Here is a 15974-nt window from a genome sequence, read left to right as displayed (position 1 = left end):
GGGTGTGAAGGTGAACCAGGGTCGCTAACTGCCTTCTTTCCAGGCACGCCACAGTCCGGCGTACCGGCCGCCCAGAGCCACCAGCTCCTCGTGCGTTCCTTGCTCCACGACACGTCCCGCGTCCAGCACGGCGATCCGGTCCGCCGCCATCGCCTGGGTCAGCCGGTGCGCCACGAACAGCGTGGTGCGGCCCCGGCACGCGGCCGCCACGGCCCGATCCAGCTCGGCGGCGCCCTGACTGCCGGCCTCGGCGGTCGACTCGTCCAGCACCACCACCGGCGCTCGGCCCAGCACCAGCCGCGCCAGGGCGATCTGGGCGATCTGGGTGCCGTCCAGCCGCTCGCCGCCTTCGCCGACCACCGTGTTCGGTCCATCGGGCAGCGCGGCGATCCACCGGTCGGCGCCGACCGTGCGCAACGCGTCCATCAGCTCGGCGTCGGTCGCCTGCGGCGCGGCGAGGCGCAGGTCGTCGGCGAGCGGACCGGAGAACACGTGCGTCTCCTGCGTCAGGATGCTCACCAGGGCCCGCGCCCCGGCCTCGTCCAGGTCGGCCAGGTCGACCTGGCCGAGCCGTACCGACCCGGCCTGCGGGGTCCCGATGCCCGCGATCAGCGCCGCCAGCGTCGTCTTGCCCGCCCCCGTCGCCCCCACCAGCGCGAGCGAGCCGCCCGCCGGGATCGTCAGGTCGACGTCGGTCAGCACCGGCCGCTCGGAATCGGGATAGCCGAACGTCAGCCCCTCGACCGTCACCGGGTATGCCTCGACCTCCGGCGACGCGACGACCGCACCGCCCACCAGCCGTTCTTCCGCCGCCTCGCCCAGCACGCCGACCAGCCGGGTCAGGCTCGCGCCCGACTTCTGCGCCTCGTCGAAGGTGAACATGATGGCGCCCAGCGGGACGAACAGCCGGTGGAACAGCAGCGGCGCCACCGAGGCCTCGCCCAGGGTGACGGCGTCTGCCTCCAGCAGCAGGTACCCCATCACGATGATCAGGACGAGCCCGATGAACTCGGCGCGGTTCTCCCTGCCGACGAACCGGCCGAAGAACCGGAACACCTCGATGCCGAGATCGCGCACCCGCCACGACTCACTAGTGACCTTCGCCCGGAAGGCGTCCTCCAGGCGGTACGCCCGGACGGTGTCGATCCCGTTCAGGCCGCTGATCAACGCCTGCGCGCGGTCGGCCTGGGCCTCCCGCTGCCGCTGGTAGAGCGGTGCCGACCGGGGGAGATACCAGCGGAGGGCCAGCGCGTACGCCGGGAGTGCGGCGGCCCCCGCCAGGCCGAGTCGCCAGTCCAGCCCGAACATGCCGACCGTGGCGATGGCCACCAGCACCCCCGACGAGAACACCGTGGGGATGGCCATCCTGATGCCCTTGGAGACCACGGCCACGTCGTCACCGACCCTGGACAGCACGTCGCCCCGGCCGACCTGCTCGATCCGCGCGCTCGGCATACCCAGCACCGCACGGACGACGGCCTCCCGCAGCCGTGCCAGCAGCTCAGCGCCAAGCCGTCCGATCAGGTACGTCGACGCCGCGGTGGCCGCCGCGCCGAGCAGCGCGGCCGCCACCAGCAGCACACCGATCACGACCAGGATCGACCGCGGCCCGCCCTCGACCACCCCGTCGACCACCTGGCCGAGCAGGAGGACCGGCAGCACCTGGAGCGCCGCCCCGGCCACCGTCGTGAGGACGGTGCCGGTCGTCAGCCAGGCCGACTCCCGGCAGTGCGCGGCCAACCATCGGGTGGTCTCGCGCCCGGTGGCCGTACGCAGGATCGCCGGAGCGGCCGGCCGGTCTCCGGTGCTCACACCCGGACCGGGGCGGGTCGGGGACAGGACGCGCGCGCGGCCATCGCTAGCCGACCGACTTGACGAGCTCGTCGATCGCGTACGGCAGAGACAGCAGCGTGCTCTGCGACATGGCCGCGCCGATCGCCGGGCCCTCGCTGTCCAGCAGGTACGACACCTTGCCGTTCTTGACCGCGGACAGGTTGGCGAACAGCTTGAAGTTCTTCAGCGCGTCCTGGTCCGCCTGGTCGGCGATGACGAAGATGTGGTCGACGTCGACCAGGTCGATGCGCTCCGGCGACAGCACGGTGTAGAAGCTGCCGTCCGCGATCTTGTCGATCTCCGTCGCGCCCTTGAAGCCGATGCTCGACACGAGCCGTCCGCGCACGTCGGTGGTGGTGAACGGCGCGACCGAGTTCTTGTACCAGGACAGCGCGACCGCGGTCTGGTTCGCGAACTCCGGGTGCGCCTGTCGGGCGGCCTCGAGCTTGTCCTCGATGTCCTTCACCAGCTTGGCGCCCTCGGCCTCCTTGCCGAGCGCCTTGGCGATGTGCACCGCGTTGTCCTGCCACGGCGCACTGAACGGCTCCGCCTCGCCCTTGGTGCGGCCCACGGTCGGGGCGATCTTGGTGAGCCGGTCGTAGGCGGCCTGGTCGATCTCCGAATAGACCGCGATGATCAGGTCGGGCCGCAGGGCGGCGATCTTCTCGTAGTTCGGGCCGGGGTCGCCGTTGTTCATGACGACCTCGGGCCGGGCGTCGCCCCACTTGTCCTTCACCCAGGGCCACTGGGTGTTGATGTCGGGGACCGTGCCCGGGGGGTTCGGATACTGGTCGACCATGCCGACCGGCTTCACGCCGAGCGCCAGGATGGCCTGGTCGTCGGTGTAGCCGAGGGCGACGACCCGCTCGGGGGCCTTGGGGATCTGGGTGGACCCGAACGCGTGCTCCACGGTGACCGGGAACGCGCCACCCGCGGCGGCCGCCGTGGTGTCGCCACTCGGCCTGTCCACGGAGTCGGAACCGCATCCGGAGAGAAGGCCGACGCCCAGCGTCACGGCGGAGATCGCCGCGGCCAACCGTCGCACGGCCTTGGTGGCCGCCGTTCGCTGGAGAAGCATCCGAAAATCCCTTGCTTTCGCTCTATCGTGGCGACCTTGATCAAGGCGCAGAAGAACCGTAGCACGAAGAGATTAGGCTAGGCTAACCTAAGTTTTGCTGATCTGAATTCTCGGAATGGGTGCGTCCGATCGGCACGATGAGCGGCCGGCCGCTCACCGGGTCGTCGATCACTCTCGCGCGCAGCCCGAACGCCTCATGCAGCAGCTCGGCGGTGATCACGTCGCGTGGATGCCCCTGCGCCAGGATCGACCCCGCCCTCATCACGATCAGGTTGTCGCTGTAGCGCGTGGCCAGGTTGAGGTCGTGCAGCACCATGACCACGGTGCAGCCCGACTCGTGCAGGTCGTCCACCAGGTCGATCACGTCGATCGCGTGCGCCAGGTCCAGGTAGGTGGTCGGCTCGTCCAGCAGCAGCAGGTCGGTCCCCTGGGCCAGGGTCATCGAGATCCAGACGCGCTGGCGCTGGCCGCCGGACAGCGCGTCGACCGGGCGGTCGGCCAGATCGGACACCCCGGTCATGGCCAGCGCACGCTCGACGACGGCGGCGTCGTCCGATGACCACTGCTGCAGCCAGGTCTGGTGCGGATGCCGGCCCCGCGCGACGAGGTCGGCCACCGTCAACCCCTCGGGCGCGACCGGCGCCTGCGGGAGCAGGCCGAGCTTCTTCGCCACGGTCTTGGTCTTGAGCTTGACGATGTCCTCACCGTCCAGCACGACCGTCCCCTTCGTCGGCTTGAGCAGCCGCGACAGGGTCCGCAGCAGGGTGGACTTGCCACAGCCGTTCGGGCCGATGATCGTCGTGATCACCCCGGGCGGGATCACCACGTCGAGGTCGTCTATGACGGCCCGGCCGCCGTATCCCACGGTGACGCCCCTGGCCGCCAGGCGCGAGACGTCCTTCAACTCGGGCTCGACCTTGGCGATGTCTTGAACGGCCATAGGTCCACTTTACTTAGCTTAGGCTAGCCTTCCTAGGATTTTTTCAAGTTCGCCCGCACCAGCAGGTAGACGAGGAAGGGGCCGCCGATCGCGGCGGTGACCACGCCGACGGGGAGAGAGATCGGCAGCGCCGTACGCGCGACCAGGTCGGCGCCGATCAACAGCAGCGCGCCCACCAGCCCGGAGGCCACCAGCGGCGGCGCCGGACAACGCGTCAACCGCAGCGCCACCTGCGGCGCCACCAGCGCGACGAACGGGACCGGGCCGGCCGCGCTCACCGCCACCCCGGCCAGCAGCACCGCGCACAGCAGCAGTACGGCCCGCACCCGCGCGTACGGAACGCCCAGACCCGCCGCGACCTCGTCGCCGAAGTGCATCGGCCCGAGGTGGAAGGCGGCGTACGCCACGATGGCCATGAGGGCGAGCGTGCACCACAGTGCCGTCCAGACCTCGCCCCACGATCGGTTGTCCAGCGAGCCGATCAGCCACGCCTGGGACCGGGCCACGTCCCGGATGTCGGCCGTGACCAGCAGCCAGACCGTGATCGCCTCCATCACGGCGCTCACCGACACGCCGATGAGGATCAGCCGCAGGCCCTCGATCCCGCGCCGCCACGCCAGGAAGTACACGAGCAGGCCCGTGCCGAGGCCGCCCGCAAGCGCCGCTGCCGACAGGCCGACGGAGCCGACGATCGCCGCGGCGACCCCGCCCGACACCGTCACCAGGAACACCGCCATCGCGCTCGCTCCCCCGGTGATCCCCAGGATGTCCGGGCTGGCCAGCGGGTTGCGCGCGATCGACTGCGTGATCGCCCCCGACACCCCCAGCGCGATCCCCACGATGAGCCCGGCCAGGGCACGCGGCATCCGCAGATCCATGATCACGAACTCGTCGACCCGCTCGCCCCGGCCGAAGATCGTGGCGACCACCTGGGGCAGGCCGATGGGGAAGTCCCCGACACCGATGGACAGGCAGAACACCAGAAAGGTCGCCGCCGCGAGCAGCAGCGTCACCGACACCATCCAGGGCCGCCACACGAACGACGCGAAGCCGAGCCGTACGCCCGGTGCCGCCGTACGCTTCGCCGCTGTCTCACTCATGCCTTCTTGAACTTTCCGCGCCACACCAGCGCCGCGAAGAACGGGGCGCCGAGGAGGGCGACGACGATTCCCGTCGGCAGCTCACCCGGCCGTGTCACCACGCGCCCCACGATGTCGCAGATCAACATGATGGCGGCGCCGAGCAGACCCGCGTACGGCACCAGCCGGCGATAGTCCGGCCCGGTGAGATAGCGGGCGATGTGCGCCACCATGAGCCCGAGAAACGCGATCGGGCCGCACGCCGCCGTCGCCGCACCCGCCAGCAGCGTGATGGCGACGATGCCGACGGTCCGGCTCAGCGCGATGTTCACCCCGAGTCCTCGCGCCACGTCGTCGCCCAGGTTGAGCAGGTTGATGGCGGGCAGCGTGGTCAGCGCCAGCGCCAATCCGGCAACGACGAACGCGGTCACCGGCCAGATGACGTCGAACCCGACCCCGGCCACCGAGCCCGCGTTCCAGAACCGCAGCGCGTTCAGCGACGCCTGGTCCGACAGCGCGACCGCCGTGGTCATCGCCGCGAGGAACACCGTGACCCCCTGCCCGGCCAGCACGAGCGTCAACGGGTTGCCCGCGCCCCGGCCGATGCTCGACAGCCCGAACACGACGACCCCGGCGGCCGCCGCGCCGAGGAAGGCGAACCAGATGTACTGGTACGGATTGGCCAGGCCGAACAGCAGGATCACCGACACCACGGCGAACGAGGCGCCGGAGTTGACCCCGAGCAGCCCCGTGTCCGCGATCGGGTTGCGTGTGTACCCCTGGACCAGCGCCCCGCCGACCCCCAGGGCGACGCCCGCCACGATCGCGAGCACGGTCCGGGGCACCCGTACGGTCTGCACGATGAGCGTGATCTCGGTGAGCCGCTGGTCGGGGCCCGGCTCGGCGAACAGACCGTGCCACACCTCGGCGGGGCTCAACGCGCGCGCGCCGACGGCCACCGACGCGACACCCGCGACCATGAGGACCCCCACGAGCGTGGCCAGACCGGCGAGCCGCCGCACGCGGGCCGGCGTGCCGGACGTGGGACGTGTCTTCACAGTCGTGCCCATGCCGACGAACGTTATCCCGTTGATCCACCGCGGGAACACACCCCCCGGGACTTAGGTAAAGCTATCCTCAGTGACAGGCCGAGGAAGTGGGGCTGGCGTGGAGAGCACCTTCGCTGAATTCGGGCTTCCCGGTGAACCCGGCACCGACGAGTTCTGGGCGGCGGCGCGGACGCCCGCGTCGGTGCCCGTAGCCGGCGGCGGCTGGGCGACCCTGTTCCTGTGGCGCGGATCCCCGGCGAGCATCGGCTTCGAGAGCTGGTCCGAGCCGGTGCCCCTGCGCCGATGGGGCGACACGGACTGCTGGTACGCCAAGGTGATCATGCCGGCGCGGCTGCGGGTGACCTACCAGGTCATCACGGGCGCAGCGGCGTACGCCGACCCGTTCAACCCGGTCGGCGCCGGCGGCGACCGGTCCATCGCCGCGACCCCGGACGCCCCCGCTCAACCGCACTGGCCCGTCATCGGCCCGGCCGACGTGCTGCCCGTCCCGCGCGTCCGGCTCCGCTGGACCGGCGAACGGCTCGGCGGGCGACGCACCGTGCGCGTCCATCCGGCGGGCGGCGGCGGCCCGATCGTGCTGCTGCTCGACGGGGACGACTGGCTGTACCTGCACCCGGCCATGACCGCGTTCGACTCGGCCGTCGCCCATGGCGAGATGCCCGCCGTCACGCTCGTCTTCCTGCCCGCGAGGGCCAGGGACGTCGAGTTCGGCTGCAGGCCCGAACTGTGGGAGGCGATCCGAGAAGAACTGCTGCCGCTGGTGGCCGAGAGCGGCGTACCCGCCGACCATGACCGGCTGGTCGTCGCCGGGCAGAGCCTCGGCGGGCTGAGCGCGATGTACGCGGCGCTGGAGTTCCCTGATCTGGTGTCCGGCGTCGCCTGCCAGTCGGCGTCCTTCTGGTGGACGCCCGACGCCGCGAACCTGGCCGACCCCATGGCCGGTCCGGTCGGCGGCGCCATCGCCGCGCGCCTGCGTGAGCGCCCCGACCTGTCCGGTCTGCGGGTCGCGTTCGACGTGGGGGAACACGAGGCGCGGATGCTGCCGCACTGCGAGTTGGTCGAGACCCTCACAGAACAGGCCGGTGCGACCGTACGGATCTCACGGTCGGCCTCGGCCCACGACCGGGCGGGCTGGCGGCACGCCCTGATCAGGGATGTCGCCTGGGTGCTCGCCCGGTCGTGACCTCGGCCATCAGGTCGGTCGCAGGTCGTCCATCGAGGGTCAGCGCGAGAACGCGTAGGTGCCGCGGCCGCTGTCGCGCAGCCGCCCGGCCAGCGCATCGACGATCTCGCCGGCCCGAACGGCGGTGTTGGACAGCAGGGTCGAGGTCAGGCCGTGGGTGTGCTCGGTCGCCCCCTGCACGTAGATGCCGCAGCGCAGGTGCGCCGAGGTGGCGATCCGGTAGTCGCGCTCGATGCGCAGGGCGCCCGAGGGCAGCCGCTCACAGTGCTCGCCGGTGTCGCCCAGCAGGGTCAGCGGGTCGCCGGGCCGGTAGCCGGTGGCGTAGACGAGCACATCGGCCTCCAGGACGGTCCGTTCCCCGGTGGGCAGGAACTCTACGGTGACGCGCAGGCCCTCGGCGCCCCGCGCGACCTCGGCGAGCCTGGAGGCGTTGAGGATGCGCAGTCGCTCCCTGCCCTGCACCTTCTCCTGGTAGTGCCTGCGGTACAGCTCGTCGATGAGGTCGAGGTCGACCACGGAGTAGTTGGTGGAGGCGTGATAGGCACGCAGGCGTTCCTTGACCGTCTCCGGCGCCTGGAAGTAGTGGTCGACCGCGGCGGAGTCGAAGATGCGGTTGGCGAAGGAGCTGTCGTCGGCGACGGTGTAGCCGTACTTGGAGAACACCGCGTACACCTCGGCCCGGGGGAACCTGCTGTGCAGGTGATCGGTCACCTCGGCGGCGCTCTGGCCCGCGCCGACGACCACGAACCGGCGGGGCTCCGTGACCGAGGGGAGTCTGTCCAGGAGTTCTTCGCTGTGCCAGACGCGTTCGTCGCTGACCACCCCGTCGGGTAAGACCGGATCCAGGCCGACGGCGACGACCAGGTTGCGGGTGCGACGGGTGCTCAGCTCGCCCTCGCCCCGGCGTATCACCACATCGAGGCACTCCATCGTTCCGTCGACGGTGACGGGGGTGACCGCCACGACCTCGGAGCCGTACTCGACCTGGTCGGCGAAGTGGGTCGCGGCCCACTCCAGGTAGTCGTGGAACTCCATGCGGGAGGGGAACATCGTTTTGTGGTTGATGAAATCCAGCATTCGACCGCGCGCCTTGAGGTAGCACAGGAAGCTGAATTCGCTGGCGGGATTGCGCATGGTGACCAGGTCCTTGAGAAAGGAGACCTGCATCGTCGTGCCTTCGAGGAGCATGCCGCGGTGCCATCCGAAGGATGGCTGCTTTTCCAGGAACACCGCGTCGATCCGCTCGCCGGTGCGCGCCTCGCGCTCGCGCAGCGCGATGGCCAGGGCGAGGTTGGAGGGTCCGAAACCGATGCCGACGAGATCGTGGACAGGCTGCTCGACAGTGGGCATTGAAGGCCTTTCGAGGGAGCGGTCCTGAACGGGTGGAACCAGGGTTCGATTTAGGTTAGGCTCACCTAACTGCGCGATCATAACCTTTATCCCATCCCCTCACAAGGAGAGCGCCGATGCGGGTCGTGATGTTCGGCTATCAGACCTGGGGGCATCGCACCCTTCAGGCTCTGCTGGATTCCGGGCACGACGTGGCCTTAGCGGTCACCCATCCCCGAAGCGACCACGCCTACGAGAAGATCTGGAACGACTCGGTGGCGGAGCTGGCCGAGGCGCACGACGTCCCCGTCCTGCTTCGCAACCGCCCCGACGACGAACTCCTGCTCACCCTCAAGAAAGTCGAACCCGACCTCATCGTCGCCAACAACTGGCGCACGTGGATACCGCCGGAGATCTTCACCCTCCCCCGGTACGGCACCCTCAACGTGCACGACTCGCTGCTGCCGGCCTACGCCGGCTTCTCCCCGCTCATCTGGGCCCTCATCAACGGCGAGAAGGAGGTCGGCGTCACCGCCCACATGATGGACGCCGACCTCGACGCCGGGGACATCGTGGTGCAGCGGGCCGTCCCGGTCGGCCCGCACGACACCGCCACCGACCTGTTCCACCGCACCGTCGACCTCATCGCCCCCATCGTCGCCGAGGCCCTCGACCTCATCGCCTCCGGCCGCACCGACTGGACGCCGCAGGACCGCTCCAAGGCCAGCTTCTTCCACAAGCGTTCGCTCGAGGACGGCAACATCGACTGGACCTGGCCGGCCGAGGACATCGAGCGGCTGGTACGCGCCCAGTCCGACCCCTACCCCAACGCTTTCACCTACTACAGGGGCGAACGCCTCCGCGTCCTGAAGGCCTCGGTCTCCACGGGCGTCTACGGCGGCACCCCTGGCCGGGTGTTCATCCGCGAAGGCGACGGCGTCGTCATCGTGGCCGGCGCCGAGGCGCGCCGCGGCCGCAGTCACGGCCTGGTGATCGAACGGGTACGCACCCAGGACGGCACCGACCTGCCGGCGGACGAGGTGTTCACGACCATGGGCGGGTATCTGTCCCGTCATCCGTGAGGGCCGTCCGCCCGTTCGATGCCGGCTCCCTTGAACGCGAGAGCGGGCCGGGCGCGCCTGCTGACGAGGCGCGGCCACCGGCCCGCTCCCGGGTCCCCTGACCGGAGGTCGTCGATCCCGGTCCCGGGGTCCGGCTCAGCTCACCGTGATGAAGTCCATGGTGCCCGCGCCCTCGACGCCGGTCAGGCCCGTGGTGGAGCACTTGCTGATGTCGGTGGTGGGTATGGCCCTGCCGGATGTGCGCGTCCCCTTCAGCATCCCGGCGGTGATCTCACCGAACAGCAGGGCGTTGCCGGGGTTGTAGGAGTCGATCGCGTTGAGATTGGGGCGCACGGTGGAGGTCCCCAGCTTGGTGCCCTGGGCGTCCTTCCAGGTGATCGTGCCGCTGCCGGTGGCGTTCTTCACGCCGGTGCACGTCGCCAGGCCGCTGCCCTCGAAGGTGAGCTGCCCCGAGCGGGGTCGGGGATGGCTGTTGTCGGGGGAGGTGCAGTTGAGCAGTGAGATCGCGCCGCGGGTGGTCACCGACTGGGCCCGCTGGGTGAGCGGCGGGTCGAAGGTGATCGGCTTGACCGTCTTGGCCGAGCAGGTGAGGACGGTGTGCGGGGTCGCGGCGGGCTGTGCGGGGCGCGAGATCGCCGCGATGTCCCCGACACCGCTTTCGGACGCTCCCTGCGCGACCGACTGTGCGACCGGCTGTGCGACCGGCTGTGCGACCGACGGCGCCGCCACCAGCGCCAGGCCGAGCACGGCCGCCGCGGTGACGCCGAGGCCACGGGCCGCACGTCGCGGGCCAACCGGAGCAATTCTCATCGTGCCTCCCAGGTAGATTACTCTGAGTGATTTATTTATCACAGCAAGTAACACCGGTGCGGCGTTCGACGGCGGGACACGCACGGGATGGTCAAGATCCCGAGGAAGCGGCCGTCGGCGGGGTGGCCGAGCCGGCGGGCGGGAGCAGCCGTGCCAGCGGCCGGGGCAGCCACCAGTTGCGGTGACCGAGCAGCCGCATGAGCGCGGGGACGAGGATCATGCGGATGAGAGTGGCGTCCACGGCGACGGCCACGGCGACGGCGAACCCCGTCTGCTGGAGATCGCTGCGGTGCGTGATCAACAGGCTGGCGAAGGCGACGGTCATCACGGCGGCGGCCAGGGTGATCGGACGGGCCGTGTGCCGCAGCCCGTGGAGCACCGCGGCGGTGTTGTCGCCCGTACGCCGGTAGTGCTCGGCGACACGATGGACCAGGAAGACCTCGTAGTCCAGGGACAGGCCGAAGACGACGGTGAAGGTCAGCAGCGGCACCAGGAGGTTCACGTCGCGGGTCGGGCTCGCGTGCTGGAAGCACAGGGCGAGCAGGCCGAAGGTGGCGGTGACGGACAGCATGTTCATGCAGACGGCCTTCACCGCGATCAGCAGGCTGCGGAAGGTGACCAGCAGCAGGAGGAACGAGAACAGCAGCACCAGGGCGATCGCCAGGCCCAGACCGGCCAGCATCTGCTCGCCGAGGTCGGCCAGCAGGGCGGTGGGGCCGGCCACGACCATCTGCCGGCCGGGGGGCGACAGGCGCGGCGCCACCTCATAGATGTGCCGGAGCAGCGCGGCCGAGGCCGCACTGTCAGGAGGGTTGCGCTCGGTGACCAGCACCACCGTCAGGTCCCGGCCGTTGTCCACGACGGCGACCGGTCCCACCCGCGGATCGGCCTCCAGGGCGTCCATCAGTGCGTCGACGTTCACCGGGCCGCTTCCTTTCGGATGGGGCAGGACCAGCCCGGTGATGCCTGCCATCCGGTCGGCTTCCATCTGGACCAGGCCGTGACCGGTGGCGGTGCCCGCCAGCGAAGGGCGGTCGTAGTGCAGCCCGAGGCGCAGGCTCAGCACCGGAAGGGCGGCCGCCAGCAGCAGCGCCGTCACGGCGAGCGCGTAGCGGACCGGGTGGTTCATCAGGTGCCCGGCCGGACGCAGCCAGGCCGGACGTCCGGTGGTACGGCGCAGGCGCCGCCAGGGAAGCGATCTCCACTCCAGCCACGGATCGAGCAGCGGCAGAAGCACCGGTGTCAGGCTCGACGCGGCCGCCGCCGTGACGAGGGCGGCCACGATCACCGCCAGGGCGATGTTCCTGATCCCCGGCACGGGGACGGTGAAGAGGGCGCCGGCGGTGAGCACGATGGCCACGGCGCACCACGAGACGGTGCCGCCCGCCGTGTCCGCCGCCCGGACGGCCGCCGTCACGGGCGGCAGGCACTCGTCACGGCGGGCCTGGCGGTAGCGCAGCAGGATGAGCAACGCGTAGTCCAGCCCGATTCCCAGGCAGACGGTGAGGGCGACGGTCAGCTGCGTCGAGTCGACCTGAGCGATCATGCCGAGCAGGGAGAGCACCCCCGCGGTCACCAGGATCGCCGCTCCCGCCACGAGCAGCGGTACGACTGCGGATCCCACGGCTCCCAGTCCGAGGACGAGCAGCAGGACCACCAGGGGAACGGTGACGACCTTCATCCGCTGCAGGTCGTCGAGGTCGCCCCGGACCAGCTCGGCGAACACCGCGCTCGCCCCGACGATCGTCACGGTGACCTTTCCTCCGGACGCCTCGTCCACGGCCTGCCGGGCGGCCGCCGCCTGGGCCGGCAGCCGTCGCTGGCGGGCCGCCTCGTCCCCCGTGACGCCGAAGAGCACGTACGCGTGATGCGGGTCCTGGTCCTCACCCGTGGGCAACGGCAACATCCCGCCGATGCCCGGCAGGTCGACCAGTGATCCGACCGTCTCGGCCAGCGCCCGCTGGTAGGCCGGTTCCGTGGCCGTCAGCGTGGCGGAGTCGAAGGCGAGGACCATCTGCTCGCTGCCGAACTGCGGAAACCCCTGGGAGATCAGGCGTGCCGCCACGGCCGATCTGGAGCCCGGCACCTCGAGCGGCGGTGGGCTCAGACGCTGCGTCAGCCCGGGCAGCAGCGCGGCGGATGCCACGGCCAGGAGGAGCCATGCCGCGACGACCACGCGGCCGCGCCGGAGCAGGGCCGCGCCGAGGCGGCCGCACGTGCCCGGCCGCACCCGGCCATCGGAGGGGTACGGCGAGGCCGACCCGTCGTCACGCGACCCGTCGTCCTGCGACCGGGGCGAGCGTGCGGCGCCGAGGCGCATGGGCATGTCCGTTCCTCTGCTGTGAGCCTAGAGCCCGACTCTCACTTTTGGTAGGCGATCAAATGCTCTGCGTGATGATAGAGGTTCCGGCGACGAGCCGACCGTCCCCCGGGGCGATGCGCCGGCGCCGCCGGTCCTACGACCAGTGCGAACACCCCGGCCGGCGCGACCGCCTTTCCGAGCAGCCGGCCCGGGAAGATCGCTGCGTACCGGTCTGCCTGCTATCGTCCGCGATGTTCCGCTGTCCTCCGGCGTGGGCCGAGTTCCCGCGCGGCCAAGATTGGAAGTCTCCTCGTGACCGGTGACGCCGCCGACCATCTCGTGCCGGATCCGAAGCGGCCCTTCCGCCTGATCGTCACCGGAGGCGGGACGGGCGGCCACACCTATCCCGCCCTGACGGCCGTGCGCACCCTGCAGCGCAGGCTCGCGGCCACCGGCACGGCGGTGGAGGTGTTGTGGGTCGGCACGGCCGAGGGGCTGGAGGCGCGCGTCGCGGCGGCCGAGGGCATCGAGTTCGCCACGGTCGCCACCGGCAAGGTACGCCGCTCCCGCAACCCGCTGGAGATCGTCTCGAACATCAAGGACATGGGCCGCGCACTGCTCGGCGTCTTCCAGGCCCGCTCGGTCGTCTCCGGTTTCCGCCCCGATGTGGTGCTGGCCACGGGCGGCTATGTCGCCGTACCCCTGGGCCTGGCGGCCTGGGTGTGCCGCCGCCCCCTTGTGGTCCACGAGCAGACGGTCCGTCTCGGTCTGGCCAACCGGATGCTCGCCCGGGTCGCGACGCGCTTCGCCGTGTCGTCGGAGTCCACGCTGCCGCTCCTGCCGAGGTCGGCGCGTACGACCGCCGTCGTCACGGGCAATCCCGTACGGCCGGAGGCGCTGTCGGGGCGGCCCGAACGTGCGGTGGAGGCGCTCGGCCTGTACGGCTTCGAACGCACCCTGCCCACGGTCTACGTCACCGGCGGCGCCCAGGGGTCGCAGCAGATCAACAGCCTGGTGTACGGCATCCTGCCGTGGCTGCTCTCGCACGCGAACGTCATCCACCAATGCGGGGCGGCGAACCTGGAGGACCTGCGCCGCCAGGCCGGTCGGCTGCCCGCCGAGCTCGCGGCCCGCTATCTCCTCACCGGCTTCGTCGGCCCGGAGCTGCCCGACGTCCTCGCGCTGGCCGATGTGGTGATCTCGCGGAGCGGCGCGGGGACGATCGCCGAGCTGACCGCGCTGGGCAAGGCGGCGGTGCTCGTTCCGCTCGCCACCTCGGCGGGTGGGGAGCAGGCCTACAACGCCCGTCACCTGCACGAGGCCGGCGCTGCGGTCGCCCTGCTGGGCGAGGTGGCGGCCGACGACCTGCGGCAGGCCGTGGCCCCGCTGCTCGCCGACCCGCACCGCCGCGCCGCCATGGCGGGGCAGGCCAGGGCGTACGGCAGGCCCGACGCGGCGGATCGGCTCGTCGACGTCGTCCTGTCCGCCGCACACGGCCGGCGGAGCCGTACGGCGTAGGGGGCTGCGGCACACGGGAGCAGCGATATGGGCATCGCGGGATGAGCGCCGTGGAGGCCGTCGCCGAGCGACCGCGGTGGCCCGCTGAGACGTGGAACCACGTGATCACGGTGGCCGCCGCTGCCGTGATGGCCTTCGCCGGCTGGCAGAACCGCTGGATCAGCGACGACGGCCTGATCGCGGTGCGCACCGTACGGCAACTGCTCGCGGGCAACGGGCCGGTCTTCAACGTCGGCGAGCGCGTCGAGGCCAACACCAGCATGGCGTGGACCTATCTGGTCGCGCTGGTCTCCTGGGTGAGCCCGGGGGACGTCGCCTACGTCGCGGTGCTGCTCGGCCTGGTGTGCACGGTCGGCGCCGTGGTGTTCGCCATGCGCGGCGCCATGCTCCGGTACGACGGCTCGCACCGGGTGCTCCTGCCCGCCGGGGTGCTTATCGTCCTCGCGCTGCCGCCGTTCTGGGAGTTCGCGACCTCCGGGCTGGAGACCGGGCTGGTGTTCCTGTGGATAGGTTCGTCCTGGTGGCTGCTGGTCCGGGCGGCTTCGGGCGGACCGGTGCTCCCGCTGGTGCTCGTCCTCGGTCTTGCGCCTCTCGTCCGGCCCGAGCTGGCCCTGGTCCACCCGGTCTTCTTCGCCGCGCTGCTCGTACTGCTGCGGCCGGGCTGGCGCGCCGCCGCCCGCTGGTCGGCGGTCTCCCTGGCCCTGCCGGTGGCCTGCCAGATCTTCCGGATGGGCTACTACGGGCTCCTCGTGCCCAACACCGCCCTCGCCAAGGAGGCCGGGGAGAGCCGGTGGGCGCGTGGTCTGCTCTACGCCGGCGACACCCTGCTGACCTACCAGTTGATCGGCCCCCTGCTGGTGGTCGTGCCGCTGTCGCTGTGGGTCTGCCGCACCCGCCGGGATCTCGTCGTGACCGCGGCCCCGCTCACGGCCGGGGCGCTGATGCTGCTGTACGTCCTGCGGGTCGGCGGCGACTTCATGCACGGCCGGATGATGCTGCCGGTGCTGCTGCTCGTCCTGCTCCCCGCCATGGTCCTGCCGCCGCGCACGATGACCGCGCTCGCCTGCGCCACCGTGACGCTGTGGGCCGTGGCCTGCGCCGTGGCGCTCAGGGTGCCGTACCCACAGGAGATCGGGCCGGACGGCATCGCGGACGAGCACGGCTTCTACGTCCGGTGGACCGGGGACCCGCATCCGGTGAACGCCGAGTCCTACCTGCGCGGCCGAGCCGACCCGCTGAGCCGGGAGAACGCCACCGGCCTGCATGTGCCGGGCACGGGGGTGGGGCCGATGCCGCTCCGCGCCGATCAGCCCGCCCGCCTGGCGGTCGCGGGCAACATGCTGGGCACCCTGGGAGCGTCGTTCCCGCTGGACGTCCTCGTGATCGACCGGCTCGGGCTGGCCAACGCCGTCGGTGGTCACATGGCGATCGCGTGCGGGCAGCGGGTCGGGCATGAGAAGCCGCTGCCCGTCGAGTACATCGTCGCCGACTACATGGCCCCGGGCACCGGGCTGTCGGACGGGCGGTTCCAGGCCGAGGTGGAGCGGATCAGGGGCGAGCTGGCCACCGGCCGGTTCCGGGACCTGCTCGCCGCCACGAGGGACCCGCTGACCCCCGGCCGGTTCTGGGACAACCTGGTGGGCGCGCCCGCGCGTACGGCCTTCCGGTTCTCGCCGGGGAACACGGAGAACACGGGGAACACAGGGAGCACGGGGAACACGGGGAACAGCTCATGTCCGTCCTGAGATAT

General features: G+C 71.1%; 12 protein-coding genes. 4 read left to right on the top strand and 8 right to left on the bottom strand.

Going from position 1 to position 15974, the window contains the following annotated elements; genetic code table 11:
* Positions 1-24: 24 nt before the first annotated feature.
* The 5 genes from AP234_RS26840 to AP234_RS26820 form a co-directional block, all read right to left on the bottom strand.
* The gene (locus AP234_RS26840) at positions 25-1812 is read right to left on the bottom strand and encodes an ABC transporter ATP-binding protein (protein ID WP_055482528.1); all 1788 of its coding nucleotides are present in this window, start codon (positions 1810-1812) and stop codon (positions 25-27) included.
* A 46-nt stretch (positions 1813-1858) separates the two neighbouring features.
* Positions 1859-2911: an iron-siderophore ABC transporter substrate-binding protein gene (locus tag AP234_RS26835; RefSeq protein ID WP_055482527.1), complete on the bottom strand. Its 1053-nt coding sequence runs from the start codon at positions 2909-2911 to the stop codon at positions 1859-1861.
* 82 nt (positions 2912-2993) lie between these two features.
* Positions 2994-3851 carry an ABC transporter ATP-binding protein gene (locus AP234_RS26830; RefSeq protein WP_055482526.1) on the bottom strand — a complete coding sequence of 286 codons (858 nt, stop codon included), beginning with the start codon at positions 3849-3851 and terminating at the stop codon, positions 2994-2996.
* A 32-nt stretch (positions 3852-3883) separates the two neighbouring features.
* Positions 3884-4951 carry an iron chelate uptake ABC transporter family permease subunit gene (locus tag AP234_RS26825; RefSeq protein WP_055482525.1) on the bottom strand — a complete coding sequence of 356 codons (1068 nt, stop codon included), beginning with the start codon at positions 4949-4951 and terminating at the stop codon, positions 3884-3886.
* On the bottom strand, positions 4948-6000 hold the full coding sequence (locus AP234_RS26820; RefSeq protein ID WP_055482613.1) for a FecCD family ABC transporter permease: 1053 nt from the start codon (positions 5998-6000) through the stop codon (positions 4948-4950). Before AP234_RS26820 ends, AP234_RS26825 begins: the two co-directional genes overlap by 4 nt.
* 97 nt (positions 6001-6097) lie before the next feature.
* On the opposite strand from AP234_RS26820, the gene AP234_RS26815 reads away from it, so the two are divergent.
* Complete coding sequence (locus AP234_RS26815; RefSeq protein ID WP_152990642.1) at positions 6098-7183, top strand: alpha/beta hydrolase-fold protein; 1086 nt, start codon at positions 6098-6100, stop codon at positions 7181-7183.
* A gap of 39 nt (positions 7184-7222) precedes the next feature.
* Here AP234_RS26815 and AP234_RS26810 read toward each other — a convergent pair whose 3' ends face one another.
* Positions 7223-8533 carry a lysine N(6)-hydroxylase/L-ornithine N(5)-oxygenase family protein gene (locus AP234_RS26810; protein WP_055482523.1) on the bottom strand — a complete coding sequence of 437 codons (1311 nt, stop codon included), beginning with the start codon at positions 8531-8533 and terminating at the stop codon, positions 7223-7225.
* Positions 8534-8649: 116 nt separating this feature from the next.
* Here AP234_RS26810 and AP234_RS26805 point away from each other — a divergent pair, with 116 nt between their 5' ends.
* On the top strand, positions 8650-9594 hold the full coding sequence (locus AP234_RS26805) for a methionyl-tRNA formyltransferase (protein WP_055482522.1): 945 nt from the start codon (positions 8650-8652) through the stop codon (positions 9592-9594).
* A gap of 135 nt (positions 9595-9729) precedes the next feature.
* On the opposite strand, the gene AP234_RS26800 is transcribed toward AP234_RS26805, so the two are convergent.
* A complete protein-coding gene (locus tag AP234_RS26800; protein ID WP_152990641.1) occupies positions 9730-10404 on the bottom strand; it encodes a hypothetical protein in 675 nt (224 codons plus the stop codon).
* A gap of 91 nt (positions 10405-10495) precedes the next feature.
* Positions 10496-12730 carry an MMPL family transporter gene (locus AP234_RS26795; RefSeq protein ID WP_055482520.1) on the bottom strand — a complete coding sequence of 745 codons (2235 nt, stop codon included), beginning with the start codon at positions 12728-12730 and terminating at the stop codon, positions 10496-10498.
* A 288-nt stretch (positions 12731-13018) separates the two neighbouring features.
* Here AP234_RS26795 and AP234_RS26790 point away from each other — a divergent pair, with 288 nt between their 5' ends.
* On the top strand, positions 13019-14224 hold the full coding sequence (locus AP234_RS26790; protein ID WP_235558398.1) for a UDP-N-acetylglucosamine--N-acetylmuramyl-(pentapeptide) pyrophosphoryl-undecaprenol N-acetylglucosamine transferase: 1206 nt from the start codon (positions 13019-13021) through the stop codon (positions 14222-14224).
* A gap of 41 nt (positions 14225-14265) precedes the next feature.
* Positions 14266-15969: a hypothetical protein gene (locus AP234_RS26785; RefSeq protein ID WP_055482519.1), complete on the top strand. Its 1704-nt coding sequence runs from the start codon at positions 14266-14268 to the stop codon at positions 15967-15969.
* Positions 15970-15974 lie beyond the last annotated feature (5 nt).

This window comes from Sphaerimonospora mesophila, from assembly GCF_001417795.1.
Lineage (GTDB): Bacteria > Actinomycetota > Actinomycetes > Streptosporangiales > Streptosporangiaceae > Sphaerimonospora > Sphaerimonospora mesophila.
Note: the sequence above shows the minus strand (reverse complement) of the source record. Positions and strands in the feature narration are given on the sequence as shown.